The sequence below is a fragment of the Alcanivorax sp. UBA3183 genome, from assembly GCF_002364155.1.
Lineage (GTDB): Bacteria > Pseudomonadota > Gammaproteobacteria > Pseudomonadales > Alcanivoracaceae > Alcanivorax > Alcanivorax jadensis.
The window spans coordinates 85859-100905 of sequence record NZ_DEXN01000016.1; the positions used below are offsets into that span (position 1 = coordinate 85859).

13 protein-coding genes are annotated in these 15047 nt (G+C 58.5%); 9 read left to right on the plus strand and 4 right to left on the minus strand.

All coding sequences use genetic code 11. From position 1 onward, the window contains the following. Positions 1-2421 (plus strand): hypothetical protein (locus B3Q33_RS07295; protein WP_286827369.1); only part of this gene is annotated, 2421 nt, incomplete at its 5' end. 85 nt (positions 2422-2506) lie between these two features. Here the strand turns inward: B3Q33_RS07295 and B3Q33_RS07300 are convergent. Next, positions 2507-3430, minus strand: coding sequence for a hydroxymethylglutaryl-CoA lyase (locus tag B3Q33_RS07300; protein WP_273009148.1), 924 nt, complete (start codon positions 3428-3430; stop codon positions 2507-2509). Between the two features lie 162 nt (positions 3431-3592). On the opposite strand from B3Q33_RS07300, the gene B3Q33_RS07305 reads away from it, so the two are divergent. The 7 genes from B3Q33_RS07305 to B3Q33_RS07335 all read left to right on the plus strand — a co-directional run bounded on the left by B3Q33_RS07305 (position 3593) and on the right by B3Q33_RS07335 (position 10039). Further along, complete coding sequence (locus B3Q33_RS07305; protein WP_273009146.1) at positions 3593-4219, plus strand: VOC family protein; 627 nt, start codon at positions 3593-3595, stop codon at positions 4217-4219. After that, positions 4216-5379 (plus strand): alpha/beta hydrolase, encoded by a 1164-nt coding sequence (locus B3Q33_RS07310; RefSeq protein WP_273009144.1) that lies wholly within the window; start codon positions 4216-4218, stop codon positions 5377-5379. The genes B3Q33_RS07305 and B3Q33_RS07310 overlap by 4 nt, the downstream gene beginning before the upstream one ends. 208 nt (positions 5380-5587) lie before the next feature. Next, positions 5588-6442 carry an esterase/lipase family protein gene (locus tag B3Q33_RS07315; RefSeq protein ID WP_273009142.1) on the plus strand — a complete coding sequence of 285 codons (855 nt, stop codon included), beginning with the start codon at positions 5588-5590 and terminating at the stop codon, positions 6440-6442. 87 nt (positions 6443-6529) lie between these two features. Beyond that, the gene (locus tag B3Q33_RS07320) at positions 6530-6982 is read left to right on the plus strand and encodes an OsmC family protein (protein ID WP_273009141.1); all 453 of its coding nucleotides are present in this window, start codon (positions 6530-6532) and stop codon (positions 6980-6982) included. 198 nt (positions 6983-7180) lie between these two features. Continuing rightward, the gene (locus B3Q33_RS07325; RefSeq protein WP_035249771.1) at positions 7181-8320 is read left to right on the plus strand and encodes an acyl-CoA dehydrogenase family protein; all 1140 of its coding nucleotides are present in this window, start codon (positions 7181-7183) and stop codon (positions 8318-8320) included. A 429-nt stretch (positions 8321-8749) separates the two neighbouring features. Further along, positions 8750-9067 carry a hypothetical protein gene (locus B3Q33_RS07330; RefSeq protein ID WP_156964913.1) on the plus strand — a complete coding sequence of 106 codons (318 nt, stop codon included), beginning with the start codon at positions 8750-8752 and terminating at the stop codon, positions 9065-9067. Between the two features lie 546 nt (positions 9068-9613). Beyond that, entirely contained in the window at positions 9614-10039 is a 426-nt protein-coding gene (locus B3Q33_RS07335) for a hypothetical protein (RefSeq protein WP_035249774.1), read from the plus strand. Between the two features lie 259 nt (positions 10040-10298). Here B3Q33_RS07335 and B3Q33_RS07340 read toward each other — a convergent pair whose 3' ends face one another. The 3 genes from B3Q33_RS07340 to B3Q33_RS07350 all read right to left on the minus strand — a co-directional run bounded on the left by B3Q33_RS07340 (position 10299) and on the right by B3Q33_RS07350 (position 13691). Beyond that, complete coding sequence (locus B3Q33_RS07340; protein WP_273009140.1) at positions 10299-10853, minus strand: class GN sortase; 555 nt, start codon at positions 10851-10853, stop codon at positions 10299-10301. After that, entirely contained in the window at positions 10840-12804 is a 1965-nt protein-coding gene (locus B3Q33_RS07345) for a marine proteobacterial sortase target protein (RefSeq protein WP_286827382.1), read from the minus strand. The genes B3Q33_RS07340 and B3Q33_RS07345 overlap by 14 nt, the downstream gene beginning before the upstream one ends. 218 nt (positions 12805-13022) lie before the next feature. Beyond that, positions 13023-13691: a GntR family transcriptional regulator gene (locus tag B3Q33_RS07350; protein WP_035249779.1), complete on the minus strand. Its 669-nt coding sequence runs from the start codon at positions 13689-13691 to the stop codon at positions 13023-13025. 151 nt (positions 13692-13842) lie between these two features. On the opposite strand from B3Q33_RS07350, the gene B3Q33_RS07355 reads away from it, so the two are divergent. Continuing rightward, a complete protein-coding gene (locus B3Q33_RS07355; RefSeq protein WP_286827384.1) occupies positions 13843-14991 on the plus strand; it encodes an alkane 1-monooxygenase in 1149 nt (382 codons plus the stop codon). Positions 14992-15047: the final 56 nt, after the last annotated feature.

The following is a 15047-nucleotide window of genomic DNA, read 5'->3' on the forward strand; positions in this document are numbered from 1 at the left end:
GGTGGTGGTCCCGCCGCACCATCGTCATCCAGTCTTGCCGGTACTGCGGCAGTAGGCGCTGCCATCCAGACCGGTACCGTAACCGCAGAATGTGCCGATGGCAGCGGGTTCACCTCCACCGTGACTACCAATGCCGATGGCACCTGGAGTGGCAATGTAGGGAATGCTTCACTCCCCTGTGTGCTCACGGTGACCGGAGGCACCCCCCCGGTTACCTTGCGCAGCTATGCCAGCCAGCCGGGGACGATCAACATTACCCCGATCACCGACATGGTGCTGGCGCTCACCACCGGCCTGGCGGACGGTAGCTGGATTGCCACACCGGCCAACTGGCCAGATTCCAGCACCATTGCCAGCAAGAAAACCGAGCTGCTCGCCGCCATGACCAATGCTGGCTTTACTTTGCCTGGGGGAGATCCGTTCAGCACAGCCCTGGTGATTGGTGATGCCTGGGATCAGGTGTTGGATGCGATTCAGGAAGCCATTGATGATGACCCGTCCATCGCCGATTACAGCGCCCTGCTGAATCTGGTCAAGGATGGCAACCTGAACCAGTTCCCTGACGCGCCGGAAGATGAAGAACCGGTTGACCCTGAATTGCCAGCGAACCTGGATGTGCTGACCGATTATGCCGGTACCTATACGGTCATTGGCAGCGGCGAGAGGGACCCCGGTTACTGCGCAAGCTGTGGCACCGCCACGCGCGATCATGAGCGTGGTACCGTCACAATTTCTCCGCAGGGCGATATTGATTTCGATACCGGCATCAGCTTTACCGTTGACGATATTGTTGAAATTTACGATCGCAAGACCGTTGACGCGGATCGTCGGGTGGCTGTCAACTATGGTCAGTCAGATAGCGATGAGCGGGTTCGTCTATATCTCAATACCGATCTGGAAGTCATGGAAATCATTCATGACGACGGTGCCGGTGCAACCACTCGCGCCTTGATTCAGGAAGAGAGCACTGATCCGGAGCCGGAGCCTGGCGCTGAGTTGCTCGACATGCGCAATGGGGTTGCCATTGTGCATGACGGTAAGATGTGGGCGATGGAACAACCTTTTATTGAATCGTTCATGGCGACCACGGCCAAGCGTCAGATCCGAGCGCATAACTATGACAGTGATTTCAACACTATCGATACCAAGCCGTTTAATGGTGATGATCTGATATGGGCCCAGGTGAACGTGGCACATGGGATGCTAGGCACCCAGTTGTGTGGTACCAGCACGGGAGTATCGTTGCTGACGGTTGATTATGCTTCTGCACCGCCCGTTCAGAAAACCTGGACTGCGACCGAATGCGAACTGGATGTGGACTACCACTTCAGCAATGGCGCCACGGAAGGGCACATCATCAGCGCCACGCTGGGCAACGACAAGGATGATGAGCAGATCACCCTGAGCGGTGGCCAGTTCCGTATCTATATCCACACCGGTACCGAAGGGGAAGCGCCGGCCCTGGCGGACGAGATTCGTTGGGACATGACGATCGATAGTGGTACTCGTGAGATGCGCTCCGGGCATTTCCTGGGGGGCCGGCCCCTGCTGGATGGCTCACATCCGGATCATGCGCTGAAATTCGAACTGCAGGCCGGCAGCAACAACAACCCGGCGGCGGGCGAATACAGCTGCGAGGATGGTGACACCGAAGTGACCCTGAAGATGGGTTGGATCACCGTTAGCGATCCGCTGTTCAAGTTCCAGAGTGCCAACGGCGGTAACTGCACCGTAACCATCGAGCAGAACGCCGGGCGAAAGTATCTGGGTTCTTATACGGCTACCCTGTTGGGTCCCAGTAACGGTGGTGGTGCGGCGTTTGGTTCCGGGTTGGCCACCGGCGATATTGAACTGCCAGCTGCCGAGCGGACCCTGGTGGTGCACGGCAAGTTCCGCAACTTCACCACCCAGACTTTCCATGCTGGCAACAATGGTGATGATGGTGTGCTGGGCAGTGAAGTCGAGGGGGTCAGCATGACCATCGACGATGGTAGCACCCATTTTGTGGCCGGAGAGCGGTTCCTGCTGGAATCGGAGGTGTCGTCCAATGGCAGCAATGGCTACTTCTTCCGCCAGTTTGATGATCTGGAATTCCCGAACAATCAGATGCGGATGGTGTGGTCCAACATTCCCATGCAGGTCGGAAGCTTTACCTGCAACACGGAAGTCGGCGGTCTGAAACCGACCATGACGATCTCTACCCCGGCGGATATTCCATACGGTGCCACTTATACCCAGTCAGGCATTCAAAACCTGTCTGAAGGGGCGTCTTGCACCATCAATGTCACCAGTGTCAGCGATGGTCTGGTAGAAGGGACTTATATTGCCACGCTGGTAGCGAGGAATATGGGGCCTGTCCTGCCGGACAATGATAATTCGATTTCGTTGTCAGGTGAGTTCCGCTATCCGTACACCCCCTGATAGCAGGAAAGTAACGACTAAAAAACGCCGGGCAGTTTTACTGCCCGGCGTTTTTTACAACGGGGTTTGGTACGCAAGGGGTCGATTACCACAGGCAGGGCGTCTTGCCTTGTTTCTCCTGGGATTCCATCCAGCTGAGGATGCGCCCGCCCAACGGGCGTTGGGTAGCTTGCTGCGCCAGGGCCACGGCGGCGCGCAGTTTTTCCACATCGATACCGGTGTCCAGACCGGCACTTTCCAGCAAGTAGACCAGGTCTTCCGTGGCCATGTTGCCGGTGGCGCCGGGGGCAAACGGGCAGCCGCCCAGGCCGCCAATGGACGCATCAAAACGTCGCACCCCCAGATCCGCCGCGGCCCAGGCCATGGCGGCGGCCAGCCCGCGGGTGTCGTGCAGGTGCACGTAGAATTTCTCCGCGCCGAAGTCGCGAATCAGCGGCGCCATGATGTCCTTCATCTGCTGCGGATTGCCGGCGCCGATGGTGTCGGCAATGGCCACTTCGTCGGAGCCGGCGGCAAACATACGCTCGGTGAGCTGCTGGGGCAGGCTGACCGGTACCGTGCCATCGTAGGGGCAGGCAAAGGCGCCGGAGATATAGGTGCGGGTGGCCACGCCGTCTTCCTTTGCCGCCGCAATGATGGCCTCACAACTTTGCGCCGCCTGCTCCAGGCTCATGCGCAGATTGCGTTCATTGAAAGAATCCGTGGTGGACAGCACCAGCGCCACCGTCGGGTAGCCTGCTTCTTTGGCAAGCTGATAGCCCTTCAGGTTGGGGATCAGGGCGGTGTAATGCAGATGGTCACCCTGTGGCAGCAGAGGGGTCAGCGCGGCGGCGTCAGCCATCTGCGGAATCGCCTTGGGGCTGACAAAGCTCACCGGTTCCAGATAGCGCATACCGGCATCCACCAGCAGCCGGGCCAGCCGGGCCTTGGTGTCCGTGTCCACGGTGACCGGTTGATTCTGCAGGCCGTCGCGGAGGCCTACTTCGTTGATGATTGCCTGGTCTGCCATTTGCGTTGCCGTGCTGCCAATAAAGGGGCGGACAGTTTGCCACCGTCGTCGGCCCGGCGCGAGTGGCCAGAACTGACAGGTTCTTGGTGGTTTCGGTTTTCAGTTCCCGGCAAGCCTGTGGCAACAATGGCACCCGAATACAACAACAATCGGGAGCCAATCATGAGCAGCCTGCCGGATTGCGCCATGCTCAAGCATGTGCACCACAGCGCCTACCGTTGCCGCGATGCGGAGCAGACCCGCTGGTTTTACGAGGATGTGCTGCGCCTGCCGCTGACCCTGGCCATGGTCTTCGATGAAGAGCCGGGCACCGGTCGCAAGATCGACTACATGCACCTGTTCTTCAAGATGGGTGACGACAACTTCATCGCCTTCTTCGACGCCCCGGATGGCGCCGATGAAAAATTGTTCCGCCCGCGCAGCGCCTTCGACCTGCACCTGGCCTTCGAAGTGGATACCCGGGAAGAACTGAAGGACTGGCGTCGCCGCATCAACCAGGCCGGTCGCCCCTGCTTTGGGCCCATCGACCACGAGTTCATCCATTCCATCTATTTCTTCGACCCCAACGGCATCCCGCTGGAAATCACCATCAAGGACGCCAGCTACGAGGCCGTGGTGGCCGAAGACGCCGCCAACGCTCACAGCGTGCTCCAGGCATGGACCGAAAAGACCCGCGCCCTGAAAGAAGAGACCTTTGGCGCCGCCGCCCTGGACCTGCGCGGCATCGACATGAGCAAGACAGACTTTTCAAAACTGAAGGGCTCCAGCAAGAAGGACGCGCCGCAATGAGCAAGCATTATGACCGTACCCCCTATCTGGTGACCTTCACCGAGCCATCCAGTTTCAAGGATACCTATGCTGGCCCAATGGGTCTGGTGGCCCTGGAGGCCCATCTGCTCACACCCAGCGCAGGCCCGGGCAAGACCGTGGTGATCTTCATGCACCCGGTGGGCGGCGGCGCCTACCTGCCCATGGTATCGGCACTGGCAAAGGCCGGGCTGTCGGTGATCTATTGCAACAGCCGCTACCGGGGAGCGGACTGTGCCCTGCTGATGGAAAAGGTGGTGGCGGATTTGGGCGCCTGCGTGCGCGATGCCAAAGAGCGCCTCGGCTTTGAGAAAGTGGTGCTGGCGGGCTGGTCCGGCGGCGGCTCCCTGAGTCTGCTCTACCAGGCGGAAGCGGAAGACCCGCAGATCACCGAGACCCCGGCCGGCGACCCCTATGATCTGACCGCACAGAAACTGATCCCCGCCGATGGCATCATGCTGCTGGCTGCCCATGTGTCCCGGGCCATCACCATGACCGAATGGCTGGACCCGTCCGTGCTGGATGAGAACAACCCGGACCAGCGGGACCGGCAACTGGATATCTACCATCCCAACTGCCCCAACCAGCCGCCTTATAGCGATGACTTCGTGGCCCGTTTTCGCCAGGCGCAGATCGACCGCAACCGGCGCATCACCGACTGGGTGAAAGGCAAGTTGGCGGACTTTCGCGCCAAGGGTCTGCCCAACGAGGAATATGGTTTTATTGTTCACCGCACCATGTGCGATGTGCGCTGGCTGGACCCGCAGCAGGACCCCAATCAGCGTCCTCCCGGCACCTGTTATCTGGGTGACCCGCAAACCGTTAACAACGGCCCGGTAGCCTTGGCCCGTTTCAACACCCTGCGCGGCTGGCTGAGCCAGTGGAGCTATGATGATTCCCGCGCCAACGGCCCGGCCTGCGCCGGACGAATCCGGATACCTGCTTTGGTGATTGGCAACACCGCAGACAATGCCTGCACCCCCAGCCATACCCGCCGGCTCTTCGACGGGTTCCAATCAGGACAAGCCACCCTGCGTGAGGTGGCCGGGGCCAACCACTATTACTTTGGTCAGAACGACAAACTGGCCGAAGCGGTGGCGCACTGCACTACCTGGTTGCAAGAGCAGGGGCTGCTTGCCTAGCCGAAGAAAGCCGCCGTTGGAGCTTTGCTCGCAAAGCGAAGGTTTGAGATTACCCTTGGACTTCGCTTTGCGAGCAAAGCTCCAACAGGTAAGGGGGCGACCAATTGTGAATTCTCTTCACACCTTGTCCGACAGTCATACCAGCGGCGCTTCATGGTCCCCGGCACTGGCCTAGCGTCGGTAAAAACAACAACGGAGTAATTACGGGATGGGTCTGATCATTTTTCTTCTGGCACTGGCGATATTCACGACAGTGTCTATCACCCTGTTGTTCTACATGTGCTGGTTCTACGACCGTCGCAGCTTTCCCGAGCAGGCGCAGCTGCCCGGTGAGCAACCGCTGCGTCTGGTGCCTATCGTGGTGGGCATCATCAAGGAAGCCGCCAGCCTTACCGTGCTGGTGTTCAGCTACCCGCTGCGGCTGATTCACGATGCCTCACCGGTGCGCAGCCGCCACCACGGGGAAACCCCGGTGATTCTGGTGCACGGCTACGGCGGTAACAGCGCCAACTTCCTGTTCATGCAGTGGCGACTGAAATGGCGTGGCTGGGGCAATGTGTATTCGGTGAGCTACACCCCACCGCATATTAACGCCCGCAAACTGGCCCAGCAGGTCAACGACCATGTGGAGCGCATCCTCGCCTCCACCGGTGCGCAAAAAGCCCATATCGTCTGCCACTCCATGGGCGGGCCGCTGACCCGCTACGCCCTGAAAAACCTGGGCCTGGCCGGCAAGGTCGACCGGGTCATCACCCTCGGCAGCCCCCACTATGGCTCGCGTATTGCCGGCCTGTTCCCGGCCCAGGGCTCTGCGGCGCAGATGCGCTACCAGAGTCCCTTTGTGCAGGAGCTGGCAGAAGGCGGTAGCTGCCCGGGCGGCGCCCGTTTCTTCTCCATCTACTCCAACCTGGACAACTTCGTGCTGCCGGTATCCACCGCGGTTCTGGATGGTGCTGAAGCCAACATCAACGTTCCTTACCTGGGGCACTGCGCCTTGCTGTACAGCAACCGCGTGCTGGATCAGGTGGAGCGCTGCCTGTTATCGCCGAAGCCGGAGGTTTGATCCACGACAATCTTGCATTGGCGACCCTGCAGTATCATGGTTGAAACAGGAGAACAGAAAACCGTGATGCAACAGAGGGAGCGAATCATGAGTGAATACGGTGCAACGGTCGCCTGGCATCTGAAGCCGGGCGCCTCGTTCGATTACGAACACTTCAACCGGGGACACGAGTGGACTTTCGCCGGTGGCGAAGTGGTGCAGGCCTCGGCCTCACCGGAATACTTCGGCAGCGGCAACCGGGTTAACCCGGATGAGGCAGTAATCGCCGCCACGGCAAGTTGTCACATGCTTACCTTCCTGTCGATTGCCGCCAAACAGGGCCACAAGGTGCTCAGCTATATCGACCAGCCAACCGGCACGGTGGAGAAGGGCAGCGACGGGCGCCTGGCCATCACCCGCATCGTCCTGCGCCCGCGGGTGGTGTTTGATGATGGCCAGGAACCGGATGCCGCTGCGATGGACAAGCTCCACGCCAGTGCCCATCGCAACTGTTTCGTGGCCAATTCCCTCAAGGCCGAGATCAGCATCGAGCCGATCTGACGTAGCCCATCGCTCCTGCGGCGGCAAAGTCCGTTGCAGGGGCGGGAAGCGACGTTAGCGCCCGGGAAAACGGTATACAGCGGACCGGACAGTCACTCGCGGATGATGTTGCCTTCACACCGTGCCGCTAGAATGTTGGCCATAGATTTGCCGGCCCCGACCTCGGGGCGGTGCCGTTGACCAACAGGACTGTCTGAAATGCTTGATCAAAACGAAATCGAACTGTTCCGCGACAACGTCAAAAAATTCCTCGAAAACGAAGTGGCTCCACACTACGACCAGTGGGAAAAAGCCGAGATGTTCCCCCGTGAGCTGTGGAACAAGATGGGCGAGAATGGCCTGCTGTGCGTGGACGTACCGGAAGAGTACGGCGGCTTCGGCGCCAACTTCCGCTTGTCAGCGGTAATCGTGGAAGAAGCCTCCCGCGCCGGTTACGGTGCCCTGGCCTCCAACATCTCCGTGCACTCCGATATCGTTGCCCCCTACATCCTGCACCTGGGCACGGAAGAGCAGAAACAGACCTGGCTGCCGAAAATGGTTACCGGTGAAGCCGTGGGCGCCATCGGCATGACCGAGCCTGGCGCCGGTTCCGACCTGCAGGGCATGAAAACCCGTGCCGACAAGGATGGCGACGGCTACAAGATCAGCGGCCAGAAAACCTTTATCACCAATGGCCAGCACTGCGACGTCATCGTGCTCGCCACCAAGACCGACCCCAACGCCGGTTCCAAGGGCATGACCCTGTTCACCGTGGATTGCTCCCTGCCGGGCTTCGCTCGTGGTCGTAACCTGGAAAAAATGGGCCATCACGCCGCTGACACCTCCGAGCTGTTCTTCGAAGACGTGAAAGTGGGCGCCGACCAGATTCTCGGTGGTGAAGGCAAAGGCTTCGCCAACCTGATGAACGAACTGCCCCGCGAACGCCTGATCCTGGCCCTGGGCGCCATCGCTGCCTGCGAAGGCATGATCGAGCGCACCATCGAATACACCAAAGAGCGCCAGGCCTTCGGCAAGCCGATCTCCAGCCTGCAGAACACCCGCTTCGTGCTGGCGGATCTGCACGCCCAGGTGGTGGTTAACCGCGCCTACGGCGAACAGTGCATCGACCAGTACGACCGCAGCGAACTCACCGCCACCAACGCCTCCATCGCCAAGCTCACCACCACCGAGCTGCAAGGTGTGGTCGCCGACAAATGTCTGCAGCTGTTTGGTGGTTACGGCTACATGCAGGAATACCCCATCTCCCGCGACTACGTGGATGCCCGCATCCAGCGTATCTATGGCGGCACTAGCGAAATCATGAAGGAAATCATCTCCCGGGAAATTATCGGGCGATAAATCCTCAGGATTTCAGCATCAAAAAAACGCGGCCCCGGCCGCGTTTTTTTATGCCCTCCCGACCTGCGCACTGCGATAACTTCCCTATCCCGTTGGAGCTATGCTTGCATGGCGAACACCCCGCCCATCACAAACATGCCCACTTCCCCGTCTTCACCAGAACCAGCCCGGGATTTGTAGGATATGGCTTACAGAAAATGCTAACTGGCTGATATAAAGTGGATTTCTAAAGGGGAGGCACTTTGCCAAAAAGCACGCTCGTACTAGCATTATGTCGAACGTTCGCGATTTTTCAGTTGGGATAAATTCTCAACTTGGTGGTAAGTCACTAACCAATATCAAATTATTCGTGGCCAATGTGATAAGCCAAAAACAATTATGTCGAATTGAATTAAGTCGAATCGTTCGTCTTAATACGCTGTTATGAATATGAGTAAACGACCCAACTTCATATATATGGCCGGAATGATCCCTGTTCTCTTCGTGGTGGGCCTTCTGGTATTCCTTACGTTCGATAACCTGCTCTCTAGTAGGGCTGTGTATGGAGACAAGTTTGGGAATGCATATGAGGTTGATGGGCTTGCTGCAATTTTAGTGAACCTGGGCATATTTGGGCTTATTGCTTGGCTGGGCTCTTACTTGGCATTCCTTGTAAAGCGCAGCGCAAAGCTCATGTGGGCTCATAGAGCTATCGGGGTTGTTAGCGGTGTTTTTATAGCGGTTGGGCTGGTCTATGGCCTTTCATAACAAGCGGCGGCAGGCGGATCAAATTTCCGCTCGTTCCTCGCTCCAATTTTCCCGCTGCGCCGGGCGTTATAAGCTCGTTTACCCATGAGATATTTTTTAGCAGTTGTAGCGAATATATTTATTCTTGCTATTTCGGTAGTCGGGCTAATGTCTACCTGTATGTGGGGCTGCCCCAATACAGGCATACAGCTTATGTTCAAAATTTCTTCGGTGTGCTTGTTGGTAAGCCTTGGGCTGCTCATATATCTTTGGGTAACAAGCAAGAGCAGCAAAAAATATTAAGGCGGACATTGATGCTTTACCTAAATCTTATAACAAGGCCAGGCAGCATCGACCCTGCGGGGCTGGACCTCGTTTCACTCGGCTGATCTGTAACCACTTTAGTGGACACCTTCCCTTAACCAGAGGGGGTGAAAAATGCCCCGATACAACAACCCAAGAAAGACCTGGCAGTATTCAGATGAATTCAATGCCTAGAATCAAAATTGAACCGCGGCGGTAACCTCTCTGTCCAGGTCCGTGGTGAAAAAGAGAGTATGCCCCGAAATGATGAAGCCTGTTTTTCTCCTCCTTATCGTCTTTGTTTTCGTCGGCTGCACAAATGTGACGGGCGATGCCCCCAAGACTATTTCTTCGCTACCAGATGATCGCCTAAGCACAGAGCATCTGTTCGCTACTGCGGATACATTTTTCTCCGACGCGGGCTATACCTGCAGCATTGATGCCGAGGCTGGCCAGTTTCGTTGTTCCAGAGCGCTTCGGGATCTTTATATTCATCAGACAACCGCCGAGGTGAACATTTTCCCCGGTGACGAGGGTGGCAAGGCCCACAGGATCATAGCGAACCGCTGGGATGAGGGGTTGATTCCCAGTGAGCTGATTTCCAATACCTATGCCAACGATGACGTTGAGGCGTTCTGCGCGTATCTCGCCAGCGAGAAGCTTGGGTTTTGCAGTGACTATCAGGGCTGAGAGCCTGCTGGTCTGATCCGCAAGTGTCTGGATGATACTGACTTGATGAACGGTAGTGTGCCGTTGGGGCTTTGCTGGCAAAGCGAATCTCTGCGGAATGGATAAGCGCCTTCGCTTTGCGAGCAAAGCTCCAACGGGGGGGGGCTCTCCTATCTGGTGTTGCTTCCTGGATTCAATCATCCCCATCCCCTCAAACGTTACAATCGCTTCGCTTTCACCGTCGCGAGCTTCATTCGCCATCGAACGATGGCTCCCACTGTTACGCCCTGGCGGTGATGATGTAGCGCAAGGGACCGCCGGCGGTGATGGCGTCGAAGGGGTAGCAGGTGATCAGCACTAGCTGCTGGTTGTCACGGGGGATATGCAGGGGGTGCTGCTGGCTGTTGATGACCTGCTGCGAGCTGACCTGAAAGCGCTGCTGTGAGCCGTCGGTAAATTCCACGGTGAGTGGGTCGCCGCTGTTCAGGGTTTCTAGAAAGGCAAAGTGAGTATCCCGGTGGCCGGCCAGTGTGAGGGCCTGGTCGCTGCCGATTCCCCCTGTCAGTCGGCCGGGGCCGAAGGCCAGGGCTTCGCCGCTGGTACTTTCAAGCACGTAAAGGGTTTTGCCGGCGGGGGTGGTAAGGCGTGCCACTGGCCAGGTGTCTGCCCAGGGCCAGGGGCGCTGGGGGGCGCCCTGGTCCAGGGTGGTGTGCCAGGCGTAGGCGATCAGGTGTTGGGCCAGCCAGGCCTTGCCATCCAGCCAGCTGGCCCAGCCTGCCAGCCCGAGAAGCCCCGCCAGACTGAATGCCAGCAAGCCTCGTTCAAGCCGTGCCATGGGTCTGTCTCCGCTGGCGTAGCCAGAGCAGCAGGTAGGCGATCAGCATCAAGCCGGCCAGCCGCCACAACAGCGGCGCCGGTGTCGCCGTGCCGGGCCAGGCCGTATTCTGTTGAGTGCCGTGGGGTGCCTGGTTGCGGATGGTGTCGTGCAGCAGCGGTTGATGGGCCGGGCGGGAGACGGTTTCTTCCACGGCGATAAAGCTGGTGTAGTGACTGACCAGTTGATGGCGCAGGGCGACCTGGGTGATCTGCGGGGCGATGTCGGTTTCCGGGGCGCCCAGGGTGATGCGGTCCATCAGGTCGGCGATCTTGCGTCGGGCCCACAGGCTGGCGGTGCCCGGGTGGTTGCTGTTGGTGTGAAGGGCGATCGGTTGTTGCCAGTGTCGGTCACTGTAGCCGCTGACGGTGATCCGGTCCGTTGGGGCGGATAATTTCATGGCCACCAGCAGGGGCTCACCGGCGTACAGGTCCGGCAGTTTTTGTGGCCAGCGGTCAGCGACGATGCCCTGCGGCAGCAGCACCTGCAGGTTGCGCATCAGCGGTGATTCCAGGCGGCGGAAGAGCGTATCCATGCCCTGTTGGACCTGGTTCTGGTCGTTGATGTAGGTAAAGCTGCCGCGCCCGAACTGGGCGGCACGGGTCATGAAGTGGCTGTTGGGGGCGGAGCCGATGCCCACGGTGAACAGGCGCGCTTCACCGAGCTGTTCGTGCAGGGCGCGGAAAATACCGTTCTCGTTGCCCACGGCGCCGTCGGTGATAAAGATCACCTGGCGCAGGTAGCCGTCGCTGGTTGGCTGGGCCAGGGTGGCGCTGAGGGCGGGCAGCATGTGGGTGCCGCCACCGGCATGCAGGCTGTCCACGAAGCGTTGAGCCTGTTGGCGGCTGGCGTCGGTGACTGTGGCAGGTTGATCAAACAGCAGGGTGTGCTGGCTGTCGAAGTCGGTGATGTTGAAGCGGTCGCCGGGTTTCAGGCGTTGCAGGGCCCGTTGCAGGCTGGCCTTGGCCTGGCGCATGGGGGCGCCGCCCATGGAGCCGGAGCTGTCGATAATAAATAAGGTTTCCCGTGGCAGCGTTGTCAGCTGCCCGGTTTCCGGCGGGACCACCATCAGCAGGGCGTAGTGCTCGCCATCGATCTCTTCGTGAAAGCTGGTGACCAGTGGTTCGCCCTTGTCTTCCAGTTCCCAGCTGAGCAGCAGATCCCGGTCCATGGGCACGGAGCCGCCTTTCGGGGTGATGGTGTAGTGTCTTCCGTGGCGTTGTGAGTGGATGGCGTGGCTGGGGCTACCCAGGGTTGCCAGGCGGTTGCCAGCGTCCAGATCAATGCGGATCGACGCGGTGCCGGCCTCGGCCGGGCCGCCGGGGTTGGCCACGGTATTGCGCAGCAGCGAATCCAGGGGATGGGGCGTTTCCGTGGCTGGGGTGAAGCGCGGGGTCAGGGTGAGCGGCAGGCGCAATTGAAAGCGGCGTCCGTCCACGTTCAGGGTCTGCTGGTAATGCAGTTCCACCTGCACGGTTTCGCCGGGAGCGATATTGGCCACGGCGGTGGTGAACAGGTTGGGGCGCTGCTGGCTGACCAGGCTGGCTTTCTTGCCGCTGGCGCGGGCCTGACGATAAGCCTCTTCCGCCTCGGCTTTCCTGTCGATGCGGCCGACGATGCGTCTTTCTCCGACGGTCAGCACCATGCCGTCCACGGCGGCGTTTTCCGGCAGAGGAAACAGATAACGGCCCTCACGAAACTGCTGGCTGGGATTGTGAAATCGTTGCGTCAGGGTGACCCGCGCCAGCGGGCCGCTGACGGTGATGTGAGCATCGGTATGGAGCAGGGTGGCGGCGGTAATGTCTCCCTGGTCATCGGCCAGCAGCAGCGCGCCGGTGGCGGCCTCGTCCTGCCAGTCCGCCTGGGCGGTGAGGGTCAGTAGCAATAGCGAGAAGAAAAGCGTCAGTTTCATGGTGGCCTCCTTGTGATGGAGGTCAGCATGGCAATGGAGCAAGGAGGCTTTGTGGGGATTGTGTGGGGAAGCAATTAATAGTTAATGATGAATAATTAATAACGCGCGAAGCAGGCGCCTCTGTTTTTCTAATGCATGAGGCCGCGTCTACGAGGTAGGCGCGGCCTCATGCGTTTGCTCTTGGTGCTCGCCTCAGCTCGCGAACTATTAATTGCCTTTTAAGCCGCGTTGCGGCGTTTGGCGATAGCGCGCAGGACGATCTGGCACTGGTTTTCGCCGTATTCGCGGATGTCTGCTTCGGCATCGGCGGTGTTGCGGCCGACCACGTTGATCAGCAAGCGCTTGAACAGCTGCAGAGAAACGTCGAACTCGGAGGTGTCTTCCTGCAGGGCGATAAAGGTGTAGCGCTTGAGCAGGGGGATCAGATCGACGATGTCGGTGGCCAGGTAGCGGTTGTTGGCGAATCGTTCGGTGGCGATTTCCACAAAGCGGAACGCCAGCTGGTGGGCGGCGGGCAGGTCGTTGTTCTGATAATGCTGGTCCAGCTGGGGCAGTAGCTCCACCAGGTCTTCTATCTGGCCGGGCATCCAGTTGCTGGCAGCCTGGCCGGCCAGCCGCGACAGGAGCATGAAAAGGAAGTCGTAAAGGTCGTGAACCTGCTCATCTGTGACGTCGCACACTCGTGCGCCCTTGCGCGGCTGCAACTCAATCAGGTGCTGCTTTTCCAGGACACGAAAGGCCTCGCGAAGTGAGTTGGTGCTCACATCAAGTTGCTTGGCCAGATCATTTTCCGGCAAACGAGCTCCGGGTGCCAGGGTGCCTGTGATGATTTGCTCGGCCAGGTGCTGGGCAATCTGCTCACTCAGGCTGACGGCTTTCAACGACATGAAAAGGTCCTTTTCGGCTTCGGCGGGAATTATCCTCCAAGGTCGATACTATGGCACTAAATGAGTTGTTTGACAATTCAAGAAATCAGGGATAACCTGATCGTCACATTGAAGACTGTTACTTTTGGCTTGAACTAGCGAGGTATAAGCCATGTTCGAGAGCATGAACGCTGACGTAATGCTAAAAATGAAAAAATACGGGTACCTGACTTTCTGGGCATTCATGGTGCCGCTTGTGCCTTTCTCGGCCTATGTGGGTGTGGATAGCGGCACTCAGGATTATTGGGCTTGGTTCATGTATGCCTTTATTTTCGGGATTATCCCGGTACTGGATTATCTGGTGGGGAAAGATCCGACCAACCCCAGTGAAGATGTGCAAGTCCCCAGCATGAGTGAAGAGATTTTTTACCGGGTGTCTGCCATCGCCATGGGCTTTGTGTGGATCGCGGTGCTGTTTTACGCCGGCCATGTTTTCATGACCAATGATTATGGTCTGCTCGGCAAGATCGGTTGGATCGTGTCCATCGGTACTGTGGGTGGCATCATCGCCATCAACCTGGGCCACGAGCTGATTCACAAGGATCCCAAGGTGGAAAACTGGATGGGCGGCCTGTTGCTGTCTACCGTGACCTATGCCGGCTTCAAGGTTGAGCACGTACGTGGCCACCATGTGCATGTGTCTACCCCGGACGATGCCTCTTCCAGCCGCTACAACCAGAGTCTGTATGACTTCCTGCCCAAAGCGTTTGTGCGCAACTTCAAGAATGCCTGGAGCCTGGAAAAGAAATACCTGGAGCGTAAGGGCAAGAAAAACATCAGTATCTATAACGAGCTGATCTGGTGGTACAGCATTTCTGCCTTGTTTGCGGTGACCTTCGGTCTGCTGTGGGGCTGGCAGGGTGTGGTGTTCTTCCTGGGCCAAAGCTTCTTCGCTGCCCTGGCACTGGAAATCATCAACTATATCGAGCACTACGGCCTGCACCGTCGTGTGAACGAAAAAGGTCGCTTCGAGCGGGTAACGCCGGCCCACAGCTGGAACTCCAACTTCCTGCTGACCAACCTGGCCCTGTTCCAGCTGCAGCGTCACAGTGATCACCACGCCTATGCCAAGCGTCGTTATCAGGTGCTGCGTCACTACGAGGAAAGCCCGCAGCTTCCTGCCGGTTACGCCACCATGTACGTGCTGGCCCTGATCCCGCCGCTGTGGAAGAAAGTGATGAACCCGCGGGTGGAAGCCTACTACGAAGGCGAACTGGACCAGCTGTTCCGCGAGTCCAAGCGGGTGAACAATATCGCGTAAAAGCAGTTAACAGTGAATCATGAATAGTTAACAGCTAGAACAAAAAAGCCCCGGCA